14 protein-coding genes are annotated in these 15827 nt (G+C 63.7%); 1 reads left to right on the top strand and 13 read right to left on the bottom strand.

Annotation, left to right across the window (positions count from 1 at the left end; translation table 11 throughout):
* Window position 1: 1 nt before the first annotated feature.
* From BMY90_RS05360 to BMY90_RS05325, 8 genes are all read right to left on the bottom strand, one after another.
* Entirely contained in the window at window positions 2–1294 is a 1293-nt protein-coding gene (locus BMY90_RS05360) for an ABC transporter permease (protein ID WP_008216047.1), read from the bottom strand.
* A gap of 151 nt (window positions 1295–1445) precedes the next feature.
* Window positions 1446–2702, bottom strand: coding sequence for an ABC transporter permease (locus BMY90_RS05355; RefSeq protein ID WP_092702249.1), 1257 nt, complete (start codon window positions 2700–2702; stop codon window positions 1446–1448).
* 148 nt (window positions 2703–2850) lie between these two features.
* Window positions 2851–4167, bottom strand: coding sequence for an ABC transporter permease (locus BMY90_RS05350; RefSeq protein WP_092702247.1), 1317 nt, complete (start codon window positions 4165–4167; stop codon window positions 2851–2853).
* Between the two features lie 139 nt (window positions 4168–4306).
* The gene (locus tag BMY90_RS05345; protein ID WP_092702245.1) at window positions 4307–5548 is read right to left on the bottom strand and encodes an ABC transporter permease; all 1242 of its coding nucleotides are present in this window, start codon (window positions 5546–5548) and stop codon (window positions 4307–4309) included.
* Window positions 5549–5558: 10 nt separating this feature from the next.
* The gene (locus tag BMY90_RS05340) at window positions 5559–6869 is read right to left on the bottom strand and encodes an ABC transporter permease (protein ID WP_092702243.1); all 1311 of its coding nucleotides are present in this window, start codon (window positions 6867–6869) and stop codon (window positions 5559–5561) included.
* Window positions 6870–7037: 168 nt separating this feature from the next.
* The gene (locus tag BMY90_RS05335) at window positions 7038–8384 is read right to left on the bottom strand and encodes a TolC family outer membrane protein (RefSeq protein ID WP_008214432.1); all 1347 of its coding nucleotides are present in this window, start codon (window positions 8382–8384) and stop codon (window positions 7038–7040) included.
* Window positions 8385–8431: 47 nt separating this feature from the next.
* Window positions 8432–9157: an ABC transporter ATP-binding protein gene (locus tag BMY90_RS05330; RefSeq protein ID WP_008214433.1), complete on the bottom strand. Its 726-nt coding sequence runs from the start codon at window positions 9155–9157 to the stop codon at window positions 8432–8434.
* 229 nt (window positions 9158–9386) lie between these two features.
* Window positions 9387–10658 (bottom strand): efflux RND transporter periplasmic adaptor subunit, encoded by a 1272-nt coding sequence (locus tag BMY90_RS05325; RefSeq protein ID WP_008214434.1) that lies wholly within the window; start codon window positions 10656–10658, stop codon window positions 9387–9389.
* Between the two features lie 376 nt (window positions 10659–11034).
* Between BMY90_RS05325 and BMY90_RS05320 the strand changes: the two genes are divergently transcribed.
* Complete coding sequence (locus BMY90_RS05320; protein ID WP_245734923.1) at window positions 11035–12192, top strand: fatty acid desaturase family protein; 1158 nt, start codon at window positions 11035–11037, stop codon at window positions 12190–12192.
* A 69-nt stretch (window positions 12193–12261) separates the two neighbouring features.
* On the opposite strand, the gene BMY90_RS05315 is transcribed toward BMY90_RS05320, so the two are convergent.
* The 5 genes from BMY90_RS05315 to BMY90_RS05295 all read right to left on the bottom strand — a co-directional run bounded on the left by BMY90_RS05315 (window position 12262) and on the right by BMY90_RS05295 (window position 15787).
* Window positions 12262–12837, bottom strand: a complete 576-nt coding sequence (locus BMY90_RS05315; RefSeq protein WP_092702239.1) for a hypothetical protein — start codon at window positions 12835–12837, stop codon at window positions 12262–12264.
* A 139-nt stretch (window positions 12838–12976) separates the two neighbouring features.
* Window positions 12977–13204 (bottom strand): hemin uptake protein HemP, encoded by a 228-nt coding sequence (hemP, locus tag BMY90_RS05310; RefSeq protein WP_092702237.1) that lies wholly within the window; start codon window positions 13202–13204, stop codon window positions 12977–12979.
* A gap of 176 nt (window positions 13205–13380) precedes the next feature.
* Window positions 13381–14148 carry a hypothetical protein gene (locus BMY90_RS05305; protein WP_092702235.1) on the bottom strand — a complete coding sequence of 256 codons (768 nt, stop codon included), beginning with the start codon at window positions 14146–14148 and terminating at the stop codon, window positions 13381–13383.
* Window positions 14145–14810, bottom strand: coding sequence for a hypothetical protein (locus BMY90_RS05300; RefSeq protein WP_139201694.1), 666 nt, complete (start codon window positions 14808–14810; stop codon window positions 14145–14147). The genes BMY90_RS05305 and BMY90_RS05300 overlap by 4 nt, the downstream gene beginning before the upstream one ends.
* Before the next feature lie 80 nt (window positions 14811–14890).
* Complete coding sequence (locus BMY90_RS05295) at window positions 14891–15787, bottom strand: ABC transporter ATP-binding protein (RefSeq protein WP_092702231.1); 897 nt, start codon at window positions 15785–15787, stop codon at window positions 14891–14893.
* Window positions 15788–15827 lie beyond the last annotated feature (40 nt).

The following is a 15827-nucleotide window of genomic DNA, read 5'->3' as shown; positions in this document are numbered from 1 at the left end:
CCTAGTTCGACTTGATCGCGATGGCAGGCGACAACTGCATCGCCCGCCACGCCGGCAGCAATCCGGCCAGCAGGCTGCTCGACAAGGCCAGCACGAAAGTGGCCAGCAGCATGCGCAGGTCCATGTGGATGTAGGCGGCGTAATCGGTGGGCTGGTGGCGCACCAGAAGCACACCGAGGCCAGCCAGTACCAGCCCGAACACACCGCCAACCATCCCCACCATGCCGGCCTCGATCAGGCATTGCAGGAAGATCGATCGGCGCGACGCACCCAGCGCGCGACGCACGCCAAGCTCACTGCCACGACGCAGGAACTTCGCCAGCAACAGGCCCACCGTGTTGATCAGGCAGATACCCAGGAAGCCCAACGCCAGCCACATCTGCAACCGTACGTCGGAAGGCACCACACCTTTGGCATCCAGCCACTGCATCACGTCCTGCAGCTCAAGTTGCCCGGAATGGGTGAAGCGTCCGGCCTTCTGCTGCAGGGCGATGTAATTCTGCAGATACTGACGGTAGGCAACCGCCTTTGCGGGTGTATCCAGTTGCGCCCAGTACTGCAGCCATATGCAGGGGGCATTGGCGTCGTGTGCATTGCCGTTGTTGCCCCAACACCATGTCTGGCCGCTGGTTGGCAGCTTCATGTCCAGCGCAGTGGACAGCGGTACAAACACGTCTTCGCTATCGCCGAACTGGCCATTGCTGAGATCGTAGAAACGTGGATTCATGTCCCAGTCGCCCAGCACACCAATGATGCGCAGGGACTGATCGCCAACCAGCAGTGCCTTGCCGACACTGTCCGCGCCGCCGAAAAGCTGCTCGTTGAGCGAGCCCGAAATCACCGCCACATGCGCATGGCCTGCGTCATCGCCACGGCTCCATGCATGGCCGTAGCGCAGCGGCACGTCGAACATGGGGAAAAAATCCGCATTGGTGTAACGCGCCTCCACGTTAAGTGGATCGCCCTGTGCGGACATGACCACCATCGAGCCCGCCGACATCGCCGCCTGCCGATCGCCGCGCGCATCATGCAGCAATGCTTCGGCATCGCGCCGGGTAAGGTTGTCAGGCACCCTGTCTCCACGCTTGAACGCGTCATCGGGAAACACGTTCATGCGCACGCGGAACAGTTGCGCGCTCTTCTGCGGAATCGGGTCGCCTGACAGCACGTGCATCACGGTCAACGTGGTCATGCTGGTGCCGATGCCCAGCGCGATGGTCAGCACCATCAGCGCCGTAAGCACTTTGTTGCGCTTCAGGCTGAGCATGGCCAGGTTGAAGTAGTAGCCGAACATTCCCTTTCCCCGTGGTTGTCTCCTCCCCCTGCAAGCAAGGTAGAGATCGGGATGGGCGGCTTTTCCTCGCGGCAAGAGCACCCCACCCCAGCCCTCCCCTGCGCGTCCCAAAGGGACTTCCTTCGGTCGCAGGGGAGGGAGCAAAGCAAGTTCACGCCGCCCGCGTCGCCGACACCGGTGGCACGTTCGAGGCGCGCCGTGCCGGCACGAACACCGCGAGTTGGCCGAGGATCAGCATCGCGACCACGCCGACCAGCACGTAGAGCACCGGCATCCGGTCCATCTCGTAGCGGGTGATCAGCCACAGGTTGAGGCCGATCGAGAGCACCACGCCGATCACCGCGCCGGCGCCGGCAATCAGCAGGTTCTCGATCTGGAAGTAGTGCAGGATGTCGATCTTGCGTGCGCCCAGCGCGCGGCGCACACCGATCTGCCGATGCCGCTGGCCGACCCAGAAACTGGTGAGTCCGACGATGCCTGCAGCGGTGACCGCAATCAGGATCAGGCAGATCACGCCCATCAATACCGCCATGCCCTTGTCGGCGCGGTAAGCCTTGGCGCGGATCTCGGAGAACGGCCTGATGCTGTTGTCATCGAGCACGCGCAGCGGGTTCACCTTGTACAGCAGTGGCGTCACCGCACGCATGGTCGCGTCCAGTTGGCCGGGCTTGGTGCGCACGGCGTAGCGCGCGAAGTTCGCGTCCATGCGGGTCGGCACCAGCGTGGAATACCACGCGAAGTCATTGCCCCAGCTGCCCGTGGCCGGCGTCTGCATGCGCGCAACCACACCGATGATGGTGCTCGGCGAACTGCTGCCGTCGCTGTAGATGACCTTGCCGACGGCGCTGCCCTGCGGGAACAGCTTGTCGGCCAGCGCCTTGGTGACGATCACGATCGGCCGCGGCGGACTGTCACGAAACCCCTGATGCTGCACGTCGCCGGCATTGAAATTGCGGCCGGCGATCAGCTTCAGACCCAGCGTGGACAACACCTGCTCATCGGAGAAGTAATACGCCGTGCGCGTACCGGTCTTGTCACCGATCGTAGCGCTCGGCTTGAGCGAAACCGACCCCGTCCACGACGAGTTGAGCAACGGCAGCGAGTTGATCGGTGCGACCGAAGCCACACCGGGAAGATTGCGCAGCGCAGCGAGATCCTCGCGCTGCAGCGCGTCGAGTTTTTCCACACCGTCGGGCGCATCCGCGCTGGGCGCGCCCACCCATTGCTGGCTGATCAGGAACAGGTTGCTCTCGTTCAGACCGGTCGGACGATTCACCCGCTCGACGCGCTGGCCGATGATGAAGATGGCGTTGCACACGATGGCCAGGGTCAGCGCGATCTGCAGCGCGATCAGCACCGTGCCGGCCTTGTGCTTGCGCAATGCGGCGAGGATGGGATGCAATTTCATGGCTGTGTTTCCTTGAACGGGACCGACGGGGCGCAGTTCGAACCGTAGGAGCCCGCTGGCGGGCGATGCTTTTCTCCATCCTGCTTTATCGCCCGCAAGCGGGCTCCTGCAGATGGCGAGAGCGATGAAAAAGTCATGGCCGTCATCCTCAATTGCTCTTCAACTGCCACGCGGGCTGCACGCGCGAGGCACGGTAGGTGGGATACAGGCCGGCCAGCATGGTCGCGATCACCGCTACCAGCAGGGTCAGCAGCAGCAACGAGACATCCAGCCGTGCCAGCGCGGCGATGTCCTTGGGCAGCACCCAGCCCACGCTGGCCACGCCCACCGCCGTCAGTAGCAGGCCAAGCACGCCTCCGGCCGCGCCGACGATGCCGGCTTCGGTGAGGAACTGCGTATAGATCGCGGCACGTGGCGCACCCAACGCGCGGCGCACACCGATCTCGCTGCTGCGGCGCAGGAACTTGGCCAGCAACAGGCCCACCGTGTTCACCAGGCACACCAGCAGCAAACCGAACGCCACCAGCAATGACACCTTGGTATCGCTGGGCACGATGTGCTGGCTATCCAGCCATGCCGGCAGGTTGCGCAGGCGATTGTTCGGCGCCCAACTGAAGCGCCCCGCCTGCTGCTGGTCGCGTGCATAACCATTGAGATAATTGCGGTAGGCCGTCACCGCCGATGCGCTGTCCAGCTCGGCCATGTAGGCGATCCACACACAGGAGGAATGTTGCAGCCCGACGAAACCCGACTCCTTGGGCACCGCATTGCAATTGGTGTTGCCATCGTTCGGAATGGCTGCCTGGATGGCGGTCTGGAACGGCATGAACACCGCGTCCCCTTCCGTCGAAAAACCGCCGCTGTTGACCACGTCGTAGAAGCGCGGCTGCGGGTTCCAGTCGTTCAGCACGCCGACCACGCGGTAATCCTGGCGTTCGAGGTTGATGCTCTTGCCCACGCTGTTGGCGCCGCCGAACAGCTTCTGGTTGAGCTTGCTGTTGATCACCACCACCTGGGCGCGATTCTGGTCATCACGGGCGCTCCAGCCGGTGCCGTACTTGAACGGCACGTCGAGCATCGGGAAGAACTCGCTGTACACCGCGTGGCCGCTGACATTGATCGGATGCTTGGCCGCATCGGCTGGCACGATCGAGGGCGATATCTCATACATCGCCGACTGCAGTTTGGCCCGGTGGTCGCGCATCAGCGCCACCGCATCGGTATAGTCCATCGCATTGGGCGGATCGCCATCGGCGCTGCGACCGTTCGGCCCCCACGTGTCAATCTGCGGCACGAACAGCTGCGAGGATTTCCACGGGATGGGATCGCCCGACACGGCGCGGAACACCGACCACGAAGTCATCGACGCGGCGACGCCAAAACCGATCGCCAATACCATCAGCGCGGTAAGGCCGGGACTGCGTTTCAGGCTGCGTATTGCCAATTCAAGGTAATAGCCAAACATTCCGTCTCTCCAGATGGCAACGCCCCTTTCCCGTCGGGAGAGGGGTTGGGGTGAGGGTGCGACGAGGCCGAAACATCGCGCTTCGCCCGTACCCTCACCCGCCCTGCGGGCACCCTCTCCCAAGGGGAGAGGGGAAATTTCATACCGAACGCGTCGCCTCCACCGGCGACACGCGCGAGGCGCGTAGCGCCGGCGCCAGCACCGAGCCCTGGCCCAACAACAACAGCACGATCACGCCGACACCCACGTAGGCCATCGACATCCGGTCCATCTCGAAGCGCGTCACCATCCACAGGTTGATGCCGATCGCGAGCACCGTCCCCACGGCCACGCCGGCGATGCCAATCAACAGGTTTTCGGTAAGGAAGTAACTGAGGATGTCGTGACGGGTAGCGCCGAGTGCACGACGCACGCCGATCTGCTTGCGCCGCTGGCCCACCCAGAAACTGGTGAGTCCGACAATGCCCGCCGCAGTGATCGCCAGCAGCACCGCGCTGATGATGCCCATCAGGATGGCCATGCCGCGGTCGCTGTCGAATACGCGATGGCGGATCTCGGCATAGTCCTGGATGCCGTCCTTCGGATCGATGATGCGCATGCGGCTCTGTGCGTACAGCGCCTTGGGTGCTTCGCGCATCGCGGCGGCGAGTTGGCCGGGTTTGGCGCGCACCACGTAGAAGGTGCCAGCCACATCATCCAGTCGCGCTGGCCAGATCAGTGATTGCCCGGCATGGGCCTTGTCCCATTGCGACGCGCCCTGTCGATGCAGGAGATCGACGATGCCTATGATCGTGCTTGGCGTGCTACCCATGGCATAAAAGCTCTTGCCCAACGCCGAACCATCGGGAAACAACCGCTCAGCCAAGGCTTTGCTCACGATGACTACGGGGGGAATGATCACTTGCTCGGTACCCATTCCATGCACTTCATCGGAACGAAAATTTCGCCCCGCGATCAGCCGCAATCCCAGCGTATCGAGCAGATGCTCATCACCTAGGTACACCGCCGAATCAGTGGTCGGCTTGACCTGATCGGGCGTCATCGTGACGAAGTTGTCCCAACCACCACCTCGCAATGGATAGCCGCCGCTGATGGGAGCGGCATCGCGCACGCCGGGCAGCTGTCGCAACGCAAGCACGTCGGCCTGCATCTGCGCGTCGATTTGCTGCTGCGTCCGATCGCCGGCCCACTGGTTCTGGATCACGAACACATTGGCCTCATCCACGCCGCTGCGCTCGGACAGGTTGGCCAGCCGCTGGTGGATGATGAACAGCGCGTTGCAGACAATCGCCAGGGTCAGTGCGATCTGCAACGCGATCAGAAAGGTGCCCGCCTTGTGCCGGCGCAATGCGATGAGGATGGGTTTGATCTGCATGTTCATCACCGCCCTCTCAGTTCGACTTCAGCTGCCAGGCCGGCTGCACGTGCGCCGCGCGCCAGGCCGGGTAAAACGCCGCGAGCACAGTCGCAAGAATTGCCACCAGCAGGGTCAGTCCCACCAGCGAGAAGTCGAGATGCGCCAGCTTCGCGATCTGCGGCGGAAACAGCACACCCACCCCAGCCACCCCGGCAGCCGTCAATAGCAACCCCAGCACGCCGCCGGCCAGACCCACCGTGCCCGCCTCGATCAGGTATTGCGTGTAGATCTCCCGGCGCGACGCACCAAGTGCGCGACGCACGCCGATCTCGCCGGCGCGGCGCATGAACTTCGCCAGCAGCAAACCAATGGTGTTGACCAGGCAGATCACGAAGAAGCCCAGCGCCACCAGCAGCGAGATGCGGCTTTCCGGCGGCACCACCTGGCGGAAGTCGAGCCACTGCATCACGTCGTGCAGTCGCACGTTGGGCGCCCAGGCGAAACGACCGGCCTTTTGCTGATCGGCGGCATAACTTTCGAGGAAATGGCGATAGCGTGCGACGGCGGCGGGGTTATCCAGTTCCACCCATGCAGTGACCCACACGCAATTGCTCTGCAGGAAATCTTCCCACGTGGTGTAGGTGATCTTGCCACGACAACTGTTGCTGCCCACGCTGCGCATTTTCAGGTCCAGCGCACGGGTGTACGGCATGTAGAAGTCCGAGGCATCCTTGAAGCCACCGGTGTTGAACAGATCGAAGAAGCGCGGCTTGGGGTTCCAGTGCCGGGTTACGCCCACCACACGATAATCGTGGCCATTGAGATTGATCGTGCGCCCAACGCTGTCCACCCCGCCGAACAGCTTCTGGTTGAGCTCGTCGCTGATCACCACGTCCGCGCTGCGCGCCTTGTCATCCTGCGTGCTCCAACCACTGCCGTACTGGAACGGCACTTCGAACATCGGAAAGAAGTCGCCGTAGACGGCGTAGCCATTCGCCGCCAGCGGCAGATCGCGATTGCCACCCGGCATCACCGACATCTGCACCTGATACAACAGGGTCTGGCGTTTCGCTTCATGCGCACGCATCAACGCCGTCGCATCCACGTAATCCAGCGCATCCGGTGGCTCGCCCTGGTTGTTCTGCTGCGGCCCCCAGTTGTCGATCAGCGGCGTGAACAGCTGTGCCGACTTGTCGGGGATCGGGTTGCCCGACACCGCGCGGAATACGGAATACGTGGTCATCGACGCAGCCACGCCGAAACCGATCGCCATCACCATCAGTGCGGTAAGCGCGGGATTGCGGCGCAGGCTGCGCAGGCCAAGTTCAAGGTAGTAGGCAAACATATTCCTAGCTCCTCGCGCTCATGCCTCTCTCCCGTCGGAAGAGGGGTTGGGGTAAGGGTTCGGCCGAAGTGAGGCGCCACGCTTCACCCGTACCCTCACCCGCCTGCCGGCACCCTCTCCCGGAGGGAGAGGGGAAGCTGCGGACAGGGCTTGGCAAGCATGTGCCGTTCATTGCAGCAACCCGTTGACGGCTTGCAGGTCCTGCACGTCGAGCGTGCCGGCGGCCTGCTTCAGCAGCAGCTTGTTGAGGATGAACTGGTGGCGCACGACGGTGTATTGGCTTTGCACGTTGGCCAGCGTCTGGATGGCGAACACCACGTTGGTGAGCGATTGGGTGCCGATGGCGTAGCCGGCACGCATCGAGGCCAGCGATTTCTTCGCCGCCTCCACCGATCCTCGTGCGCTGTCCACCTGCTCGATGCCGTCCACCACCAGGTTGAAGTAATTGTTGGCGTCGCGCGCGGCCTGGCGCCGCTGGCTTTCCAGCGTGCCTTGGTCGGCATCGCGCTGGTAAATGGCCTGCTTCACCTGCGCATGGGTGAGACCACCGCTGAACAGTGGCACGGTGAGCGTAAGCCCCACCGTGGTAGTTGCCGGCCCGTAGGCGGAGGTGCCTGGCATGGCGTTCGACCACTGTCCGAACTTGTTGTAGCCGACCCCGGCGCTGAGCGTGGGCAGGTGTTGCGCACGCGCTGCCGAAACCTTGTGCTCGTCGGCACTGACCGTGTAGCGGCCGGCCAGGATGACCGGGTTGGTCTTCAGCGCCGCATCCACCCAGGCTTTCGCATCGTCAGGCTTGGGCGGCTGCATCGGCAGATCGTCACGCAACTTCTTGAGCGTGCCGACCGGCTGGCCGGTGATCTGCTCCAGCGCCCTGCGCGCATCCTTCAACTGGTCTTGCGCGCTGATCCGCTGCGACTTGATGTACAGGTAGTACGCCTTCGACTGTGCCACGTCCGCTGCCATCGCCAGGCCATTCTTGAAGCGCGTGCTGGTCTGGTCGTATTCCTGCTTGTAGGCGTTCTCGTAGGCACTGTTGATGTCGACGGAATCCTGCGCCACCAGCACGTTGAAGTAGGCCGAGGCCACGCGCACGTACAGGTTCTGCAGGGCGGCGCGATAGGTCTGGTCCTGTGCGTCGCTGGCGGCATGCGCGGCACGCAGGTTGGCGAAGGCGGAGAGGTTGATGATCGGCTGGCTCAATGTGCCGCTGAGGCTGCGATCCCGGGTATGGCCACCGCCGCCGGTATTGACGATGTTGCCGTTGCCGTCGGTGGTCTGGCTGTTCCCGCCGCTGTGGATCTGGTCCAGCTCCAGCCCGGCGGACAACTGCGGCAGCAACGCGGAGCGCGCCACCGGCACGCCTTCGGCCACCAGCAGGCGTTGCGCATTGGCGGTCGCCAGCACCGGGTCGTTGGCAACGGCCTGGTGGTAGGCGTCCATCAAGTCCTCGCCGTGCCCCGGAAACGGGGCGACGGCGAGCAGGAGCAGAACGGGCAGCAACTTCACACGCATGGGTGGTTCTCGCAGACGGGGATCACGGAGACGGGCAATGCCGGCACTCAGGCCGGGTTGGTGTTTTCTCGCGCGGCCACCACGCTGCCGTGGAAGCGCGGGTCTTCGGCCAGATCGACCACCTGGCCATCGATGATGTGCACGTTGCGCTGTGCACGCGCGGCCAGTTCCGGGTCATGCGTGACCATCACGATGGTGGCGCCTTCGCGGTGGATTTCTTCCAGCAGTTCCAGCACGCCGCGGGCCATCTGCGTATCCAGGTTGCCGGTCGGTTCGTCGGCGAGCAGCAGGCGCGGGCTGCCGGCCAGTGCACGGGCAATCGCCACGCGCTGTTGCTGGCCGCCGGACAGTTCGGCCGGGTAGTGCTTGGCGCGCGAGGCCAGGCCCACGCGTTCCAGTGCGTCCATGATCCGCTGCTTGCGCTCGGGCGCCTTCATGCCGCGATAGCGCAACGGCACTTCCACGTTGTCGAACACGTTCAAGTCGGGAATCAGGTTGAACGCCTGGAAGATGAAGCCGATCTTCTCGTTGCGGATCTTCGAACGGGCGTTGTCGTTGAGGTTGCTCACCTCGATGCCGTCGAGGTGGTACTCGCCGCCGGTGAAGGTTTCCAGCAGGCCGGCGATGGTCAGGAAGGTGGTCTTGCCCGAGCCGGACGGACCGGTGACGGCGACGAATTCGCCTTCCTTCACGTCGATGTTGAAATCGCGCAGCGCGTAGGTCTCCACCACTTCGGTGCGGTAGACCTTGGACAGGTGGGTCATCTTCAGCATGGTTGGCGTTCCTTGGTGGTGGTGGATCTTTGGAGCCCCTCTCCCACTGGGAGAGGGGTTGGGGTGAGGGTCCGGCTGGAACGAAACACTGCGCTTCGTCCGAACCCTCATCCGCCCTTACTCGCGACATCCCTGTCGCTCGCCCCTGCGGGGCCAGCTTCGCTGTTCCGCAGGCGCATCCTGCGCCTGCAGGTCGGGCACCTTCTCCCGGAGGGAGAAGGAAAAATCGTTACCGGCTGATCGCCACGCGGTCAGCACCCTTGAAGCTATCGGTACCGGAGATCACGATCTGCTGGCCTTCCTTCAGGCCCTGCAGGATCTCCACCTTGTCGATGCTCGACGCACCCACGCGGATCGGTGTCTTGGTGGCGATGCCGTCTTTCACCACGTAGGCATAGCTGCCGCCGGATTCGTCCACGAACGAGCCGCGCTGCACGGTGAGCACGTTGTCGCGATGATCCAGAACGATGCGCACGGACAGGCGCTGGTTCTGGCGCAGCTGCTTCGGGGTGGCGCCATCGAAGCGCACGCGGGCAGCCACTTCGCCATTGACCACTTCCGGCGAGATGGCGCTGACCAGACCCTTCCAGGTGTGGCCGTTGCCGCTGATCTCGCCGGTCATGCCGATGGCCAGATCCCGCGCGAAGCTTTCCGGCACCTTCACTTCCACTTCCAGCGCGGTCAGGTCGATCACGCTGAGCAACTGGGCGTCCTTGGCCACGGTGGCCTGCGGCGCGATGAACAACTGGCCGACCTGGCCATCCACCGGCGAGCGCACGTCCAGGTCGTTCACCTGGCGCTGCAGGTCCTGCACCACCAGCATCTGGTTGTCGTGCGCCAGCTTCTTCGCCTGGATGTTGAAGTTCAGGCTATCGTTGTTCATGCCCAGGTCGGACTTGGCATGCGACAGCGCAATGCGTGCCTTCTCCAGCGCGTCCTTGGCCTGGTCGACTTCCACCCCGGTGGCGGCACCGGCGGCAAACGCCTTCTGCTCACGGTCGAGATTGGTCTCGGCGCTCTTCTCGTCGATGCGCGCGTTGTCGAAGGACTTCTGCAGGTCGCCGCGCTTGGTGCGCGCATCCACCTGCGCCTGCAGGTAATCCACCTGCATCGCATCGGCCTTGGACTGTTCCTGTGCCAGCTTGTTGTGCAGCTCCGGGCTGTCGATCACGGCGAGGATCTGGCCCTTCTTCACGGTGTCGCCGGCACGCACCTTCAGCACGGCGGCACCGCCATACGTGGCATACAGCGTGGGGCTGTTGGCCGCCACCACCTTGCCCTCGGCAGCAATGTCGCGCACGAACGGGCCGCGCTCGACCGTGGCGAATGCCAGGCGCGACGCGCTGACCGACGACTGGGCGGAAAACAGCCGCAGGATGCCGGGCATCGCCAGCCCCAGCACCACCAGCACGGCCACGCCGATACCGATGAACAGCAAGCGGCGCTTGCGGTTGGGTTTGACCTCGACCATGCGGTCTTGAGCGGAGGTGTCGCGAATCATGATGCAGTCCCGGCCGCATACCGTGCGACCCCACACCCACTACAGCAATCCGCGTGCCAGCCTGACGTCGCCCATAAAATTCTTTCAGATCATCCACTTGGAAAACCACCCCGGGCACCATTCGGCGTCCGCGGACACTCTCGCGGACAGCCGGACGTCCGCCGTACCGGCATCGGACAAGGGAAAGAACGCTTGCCGGTCGCCTGACCCGCCGTGGCCGGGACGGCTCCCCGGCAAGCACATCGCGAGGCTTGCCCGAGCGATGCCGCAGCCGCCACGCGATGGACATGATGCTTCCGGCGCGTGCCGACATGCGTAACACGCACGTTATGCGCCACAAGGTATGATCAGCGCATATCGTCCGTCAGGTTTTCTCATGCCCCTCGATTCGCCACATCGCGGGGACCCTGTCGCCGCCCCCTCCAGTGCCCGTGAGAAGCCACTGAAATTCAGTGGCGACAACGCCTTCCATCAGGAACTGCGACGGCGCGTCGATGCCGAGCTCAAGCGCACGGGACACAGCCAGCGCGACAGCGCGCGGATGTACCTGAAAACCGCCATCATCCTTGGTGTATTCGCGCTCTCCTACATCGCCCTGGTGTTCTTCGCCACCCGCGGATGGCAGGCCTCGCCACTGAGCATCGTGCTCGGGGTGGCGATGGCGGAAATCGGCTTCAACATCATGCACGACGGCGGCCACCAGGCGTATTCGAAGCACCGCTGGATCAACCAGGCAACGGCGGTCACGCTGGACATGGTCGGCGGCAGCTCCTACCTCTGGCAGTGGAAGCACGGCCGCTTCCACCACACCTGGGTCAACGTTGCCGGCCACGACAGCGACATCGACCTCGGCGTGCTGGGGCGGCTGTCGCCACGACAGCCGCGACGGCCATGGCATCGCTGGCAGCACTTCTATCTGTGGCCGCTGTACGGTGTCACCGCGATCCGCTGGCACTTGTATGGCGATTTCCGCGACATCATCACCGGCACCATCGGCGAGCGTCCGTTTACGCGGCCGCGTGGCCGGGATCTGGTGATATTCGTGCTCGGCAAGCTGGTGTTTTTCACGCTCGCCTTCGGCTTGCCACTGGTCTTTCACCCGCTTGGCGTGGTGCTGCTTTTCTACACGGTGACGGCTGCGGTCGCCGGCATCTTGCTGGCACTGGTGTTCCAGATGGCGCATGTCGTGGAAGAGGCGGCCTTTCCGGAGCCAGGGGCCGACCGCATGCAGATGGACACGCCGTGGGCGATTCATCAGCTGGAAACCACCGTGGATTTCGCCCGCGACAATCGTGTACTCAGCTGGCTGGTCGGCGGTCTGAACTTCCAGGTGGAACACCACCTCTTTCCGCGCATCTCCCACGTGCACTACCCGGCGATTTCGCGCGTCGTGGAAGAGACTTGCCACGAGTTCGGCATTCCCTACCTGCAGAACCGCACGTTCGCTGCCGGCATCGCGTCGCACTATCGCCTGCTGCGCCGGCTCGGCATGCCGGTCATCGCTGCAACAGCAGAGCCGGTACCCGCGACTTGATCGAATGGCCGCCGCTAGCCTGAAGGCTGGACGGCGGCACATGTTCCGCAGGGAAAGCGAAAGCCGATCTCAGCCGATCGCGGGCCACTGCAGCTTCACCGCTTCGGCCTGCGCAATGCGCAGTGCAATATCCCGCCCCAGGGCCGAAATCGGCGTGGCCGCCGCGCGCCCCAATGCCAGCAGCCCGGCCAGATGGCGGCGACGAAAACGTGTCACGCAGGCATCGCCCGCGCGCAATGCGTGGCGTCCACGCGCAGCTTCCGGCGTCGGTGCAGCCGCTGCCAGCAAGGCGTCCCACGCCAGATAATCGGTATCGGGCAGCAGATGCAGCCGGGCACAGGCATTGCCGCGACGATCCAGGCATTCCAGCCATTCGCGCGGACCGTCGTCACTGACCACGCTGGCGGCCATCAACCAATGCGTGTGCAGCAACGGGGCCAGCTCGCACTGTTCCACCAGCCAGCCAGGAGGCGGCTCGTCCAGCGCCGCGAGTGGACGCGCATCGGCCACGTACAGCACCTGCCCCAGCCGCGGCAGATGTTCGGTCAGTTGCAGGGGCGACATGCGGAAGCAGCGTCGCTGCACCGGTGGCGCAGAGGCACGCCGACACAGCGCCACGGGATGAGTTGCCAGCCAGCCGAACATGGAAACCTCCACGGATGCATGGATGGCCCGGCTGGCAACCGCTGGGGGCGGTATCGGCTTGGTCGGGGAAGGAAGAAGGAAGAGGCGCGGCACAGAGCCGTGCCATGCGAAGAGTCGGGCATCCCTGCCCGCCATGCACTTACTTGGTCAGGATCAGCTTGTCGTTGCGAGTCAGGCGCAGGTGGTATTCGTTGCCCTGGTGCTGGATCACCAGCTCGCGCTCGCCAGCCAACAGCGACTGGCTGGAAATGCGCCTGATGTCGTTCTCCGCCTCGCGGGTCGGGGAACGCTTCAGCGACAACAGACGGAACGAACGCGGCAAGCTGGCCGCTTCGAGGGGAAGGCTCAAGGTAGTGGACAGCGACATGGATGGACTCCGCATCAGTCAGGGGCGGAGTTGATGATAATGATTCTCATTTAAGTGTCAAGGCTTTCCGCGACATCTCCCGCACCGCGGCCCGTGCCACTGCATTCCTTGCCCTTCCGGCGCAGCAATGGTTTCAGCCGCGATGCTTTCCACCGCACCCAGCGACGCACCCATCGCTACGAATAATCGCGTTGGCTGGTGATTTGAACCGCCAGCACGATCAACGCACCGGCCACCGCCATCATCGAAACCAGCAACATCCACGGCGGCGCCCCCACCAGCAGCGCACGACGCGCATCGAAATACGGCATGGCCAAGCCGGACATGATGTGGTGGAGATTCAACGGATACCGATTCAGCGGAGGGAACATCACCGTGACGGGATAAAAAATCATGAAAACGAACGACACGGCCAATGCGGCATATTCGCTGCGAAACAGCGTCGCAGCCAGAAACGCCACGGCGAAAAACACCACCCCGCCGGCAAGCCATAGCAGGCCGAAGCGCCACATCTGCTCCAACGGATACGACACGTGCGCCAGGCGTGAGCCCACGCCCAGCACGATCAAGGGCAGCGCCGACAGAGCCGCCACCTGCCCCAGTCCAAGCAGCGCCTGCGCACCTGCCAGCCGCGCACGACTCACGGGAAGCGCCAGCGTGAATCCCACCACTCGATGCAGGCGCTCGCGCTGCAAGCCGCCCAACGCAAGCACCATGACCAGGATGGTAAACAAGCCGCGCGCCGCGCCGCCGTAGACCAGGCGGTAGATGTAACCCACATAGGGCGCGCCGACAAACGACGCGTTCGGGACAAACACCTTCATCAGGCTGCCGCGAAAGATGACGCCGGCAGCGCAGATTGTCGCCAGCAGCGTGACGCTGAGCAGGAACCGCCCCCGGCTCTCGCGCCAGGCCTTGAACAGCAAAGGCATCATGGCATTCATGGAAAATCCCGACGCGCCGTGATGACGCCGGCCACTCCGGTCAGACACAAGGCCAGCAATGCATACAGGCCCAGCGACAACCAAGGCAGTGGAACGGCAAAGGCGCCCAGCGATGCATTGCCCGGGGAGAGCAGCAGCTGCGCGCCGTGCATGGTGTCGATCAAATCGAGCGCCGGAAAGCGCTCAAACAGCGGCAGCCCCGCAGACATGGAACACCCGACCACCGCCGCCACCGAAGCGATCGCAGGCGAGTAGGCCCCCGCCAGAACGGTCGAGAAGAAAAACGTCAGCGCAAAGATCACCATGCCACAACCGGCCCACAGCACGCTGAACTGCAAGGCACGCAGGAACGGAAAGGTTTGCCCAACCCAGGGCGACAGCAACGGAATCAGCAATGCCGGCAACAGCGCGAGCACTGCTACCTCGACCCATCCCGTGACGGCCCGGGTGGCGACCAATCGCCACCGGCTTAGCGGCAGTGACAGCGTAAATCCAGCCGTACCCTGGGCATGCTCCTGCTGCACGCCGCCGAGCCCGAGCACGATCACCAGCAGGATGTACAGATCCAGTGCGTTGGCCTTGTAAACCGCATGCCAGATATAGCGCACATAGCTCAAGGGTTCATCGGCATGCGCACGCACTTGTTGCTGCAACAGCACCACGGCGCCGCACATCCACAACAAGGCCACCGCACTGATGGCGAAGCGAACCCGACTCTCCCGCCACATCTTGTACCAAAGCATCAGGGCGCTTCCCGGACGAGGTCGAGGAAGACATCGCGCAAGTTCACGGGCGTCACCTGCACGGTGGCATCAAGCGTACGCGCATGGGCCACGATGCCCTCGACGTTGGAGCTGGCAAGCACCCAGACCTGCCGCCCCTTGATTCGCAACCGCTCGACTCCCGCAAGCGCGAACGCCGTCGGCACCGGGGCCTGCGCCCCGAACTCCATGACGATGTTGCGGTAGTTGTCGAGCAGGTCGCCGAGCCGGGTATTCATGACCAGTTGCCCGTGATCGATCATCAGCACACGGTCGGTAATCCGCTCCACCTCGCTCAGCTGATGCGAGGAAAAGAACACGCTGGTACCGCCGGCCCGCACCTCCTGCAAGGTTTGCAACAGCTCCTCGATGGAAACCGGATCGAGTCCTTCCGAAGGTTCGTCGAGGATGATCAGTTCGGGCCGTCGCGCCAGCGCCAGCAGCAGGGCCAACTTGGTGCGCATGCCCTTGGAAATCGCCTTGACCTTGCGCCCCGGCGGCAATTGGTATGCCTTGAGCAGGCGCGCCTCGATGTGCGGCTGCCAATCCGGATAGAACGAGCGCGTGAAACGAATGAGTTCGGCAACGGTCATGTAGCCGTACAAGCCTTTGTCTTCGCCCACGTAGGCAATGCGTCGGCGAATCTGCAGACTCTGCGCGGGATCGGCGATGTTGTACCCCAGCACCCGGCCGGTGCCGGCCGTGGGACGGATCATGCCGAGCAGCATCTTGATCGTGGTGCTCTTGCCGGCACCATTGCGCCCGAGGAACCCCGTGATGCATTGACGCTCCACCGCCAGGCTCAGGCCACGCACCGCCTCGACCTTGCCGTAGTGCCTGGTCAGACCATGGGTTTCAATGGCCAGTTCGTCAGTCATGCATGCCGAAATCCGTCAGGTTTGATCGCATCATCCGCGA

The sequence above is a fragment of the Rhodanobacter glycinis genome, from assembly GCF_900114325.1.
Taxonomy (GTDB): Bacteria; Pseudomonadota; Gammaproteobacteria; order Xanthomonadales; family Rhodanobacteraceae; genus Rhodanobacter_A; species Rhodanobacter_A glycinis.
This window is presented reverse-complemented; position numbering and strand designations above follow the sequence as displayed.

What these genes read in the sequence shown, in the direction of transcription:
- BMY90_RS05305 (WP_092702235.1), bottom strand. Translation starts at nt 14,148, where the DNA reads ATGAATGCCATGATGCCTTTGCTGTTCAAGGCCTGGCGCGAGAGCCGG.
- BMY90_RS05330 (WP_008214433.1), bottom strand. Translation starts at nt 9,157, where the DNA reads ATGCTGAAGATGACCCACCTGTCCAAGGTCTACCGCACCGAAGTGGTG.
- BMY90_RS05335 (WP_008214432.1), bottom strand. Translation starts at nt 8,384, where the DNA reads ATGCGTGTGAAGTTGCTGCCCGTTCTGCTCCTGCTCGCCGTCGCCCCG.
- BMY90_RS05340 (WP_092702243.1), bottom strand. Translation starts at nt 6,869, where the DNA reads ATGTTTGCCTACTACCTTGAACTTGGCCTGCGCAGCCTGCGCCGCAAT.
- BMY90_RS05325 (WP_008214434.1), bottom strand. Translation starts at nt 10,658, where the DNA reads ATGATTCGCGACACCTCCGCTCAAGACCGCATGGTCGAGGTCAAACCC.
- BMY90_RS05315 (WP_092702239.1), bottom strand. Translation starts at nt 12,837, where the DNA reads ATGTTCGGCTGGCTGGCAACTCATCCCGTGGCGCTGTGTCGGCGTGCC.
- BMY90_RS05355 (WP_092702249.1), bottom strand. Translation starts at nt 2,702, where the DNA reads ATGAAATTGCATCCCATCCTCGCCGCATTGCGCAAGCACAAGGCCGGC.
- BMY90_RS05295 (WP_092702231.1), bottom strand. Translation starts at nt 15,787, where the DNA reads ATGACTGACGAACTGGCCATTGAAACCCATGGTCTGACCAGGCACTAC.
- BMY90_RS05350 (WP_092702247.1), bottom strand. Translation starts at nt 4,167, where the DNA reads ATGTTTGGCTATTACCTTGAATTGGCAATACGCAGCCTGAAACGCAGT.
- BMY90_RS05345 (WP_092702245.1), bottom strand. Translation starts at nt 5,548, where the DNA reads ATGAACATGCAGATCAAACCCATCCTCATCGCATTGCGCCGGCACAAG.
- BMY90_RS05320 (WP_245734923.1), top strand. Translation starts at nt 11,035, where the DNA reads ATGCCCCTCGATTCGCCACATCGCGGGGACCCTGTCGCCGCCCCCTCC.
- hemP (WP_092702237.1), bottom strand. Translation starts at nt 13,204, where the DNA reads ATGTCGCTGTCCACTACCTTGAGCCTTCCCCTCGAAGCGGCCAGCTTG.
- BMY90_RS05360 (WP_008216047.1), bottom strand. Translation starts at nt 1,294, where the DNA reads ATGTTCGGCTACTACTTCAACCTGGCCATGCTCAGCCTGAAGCGCAAC.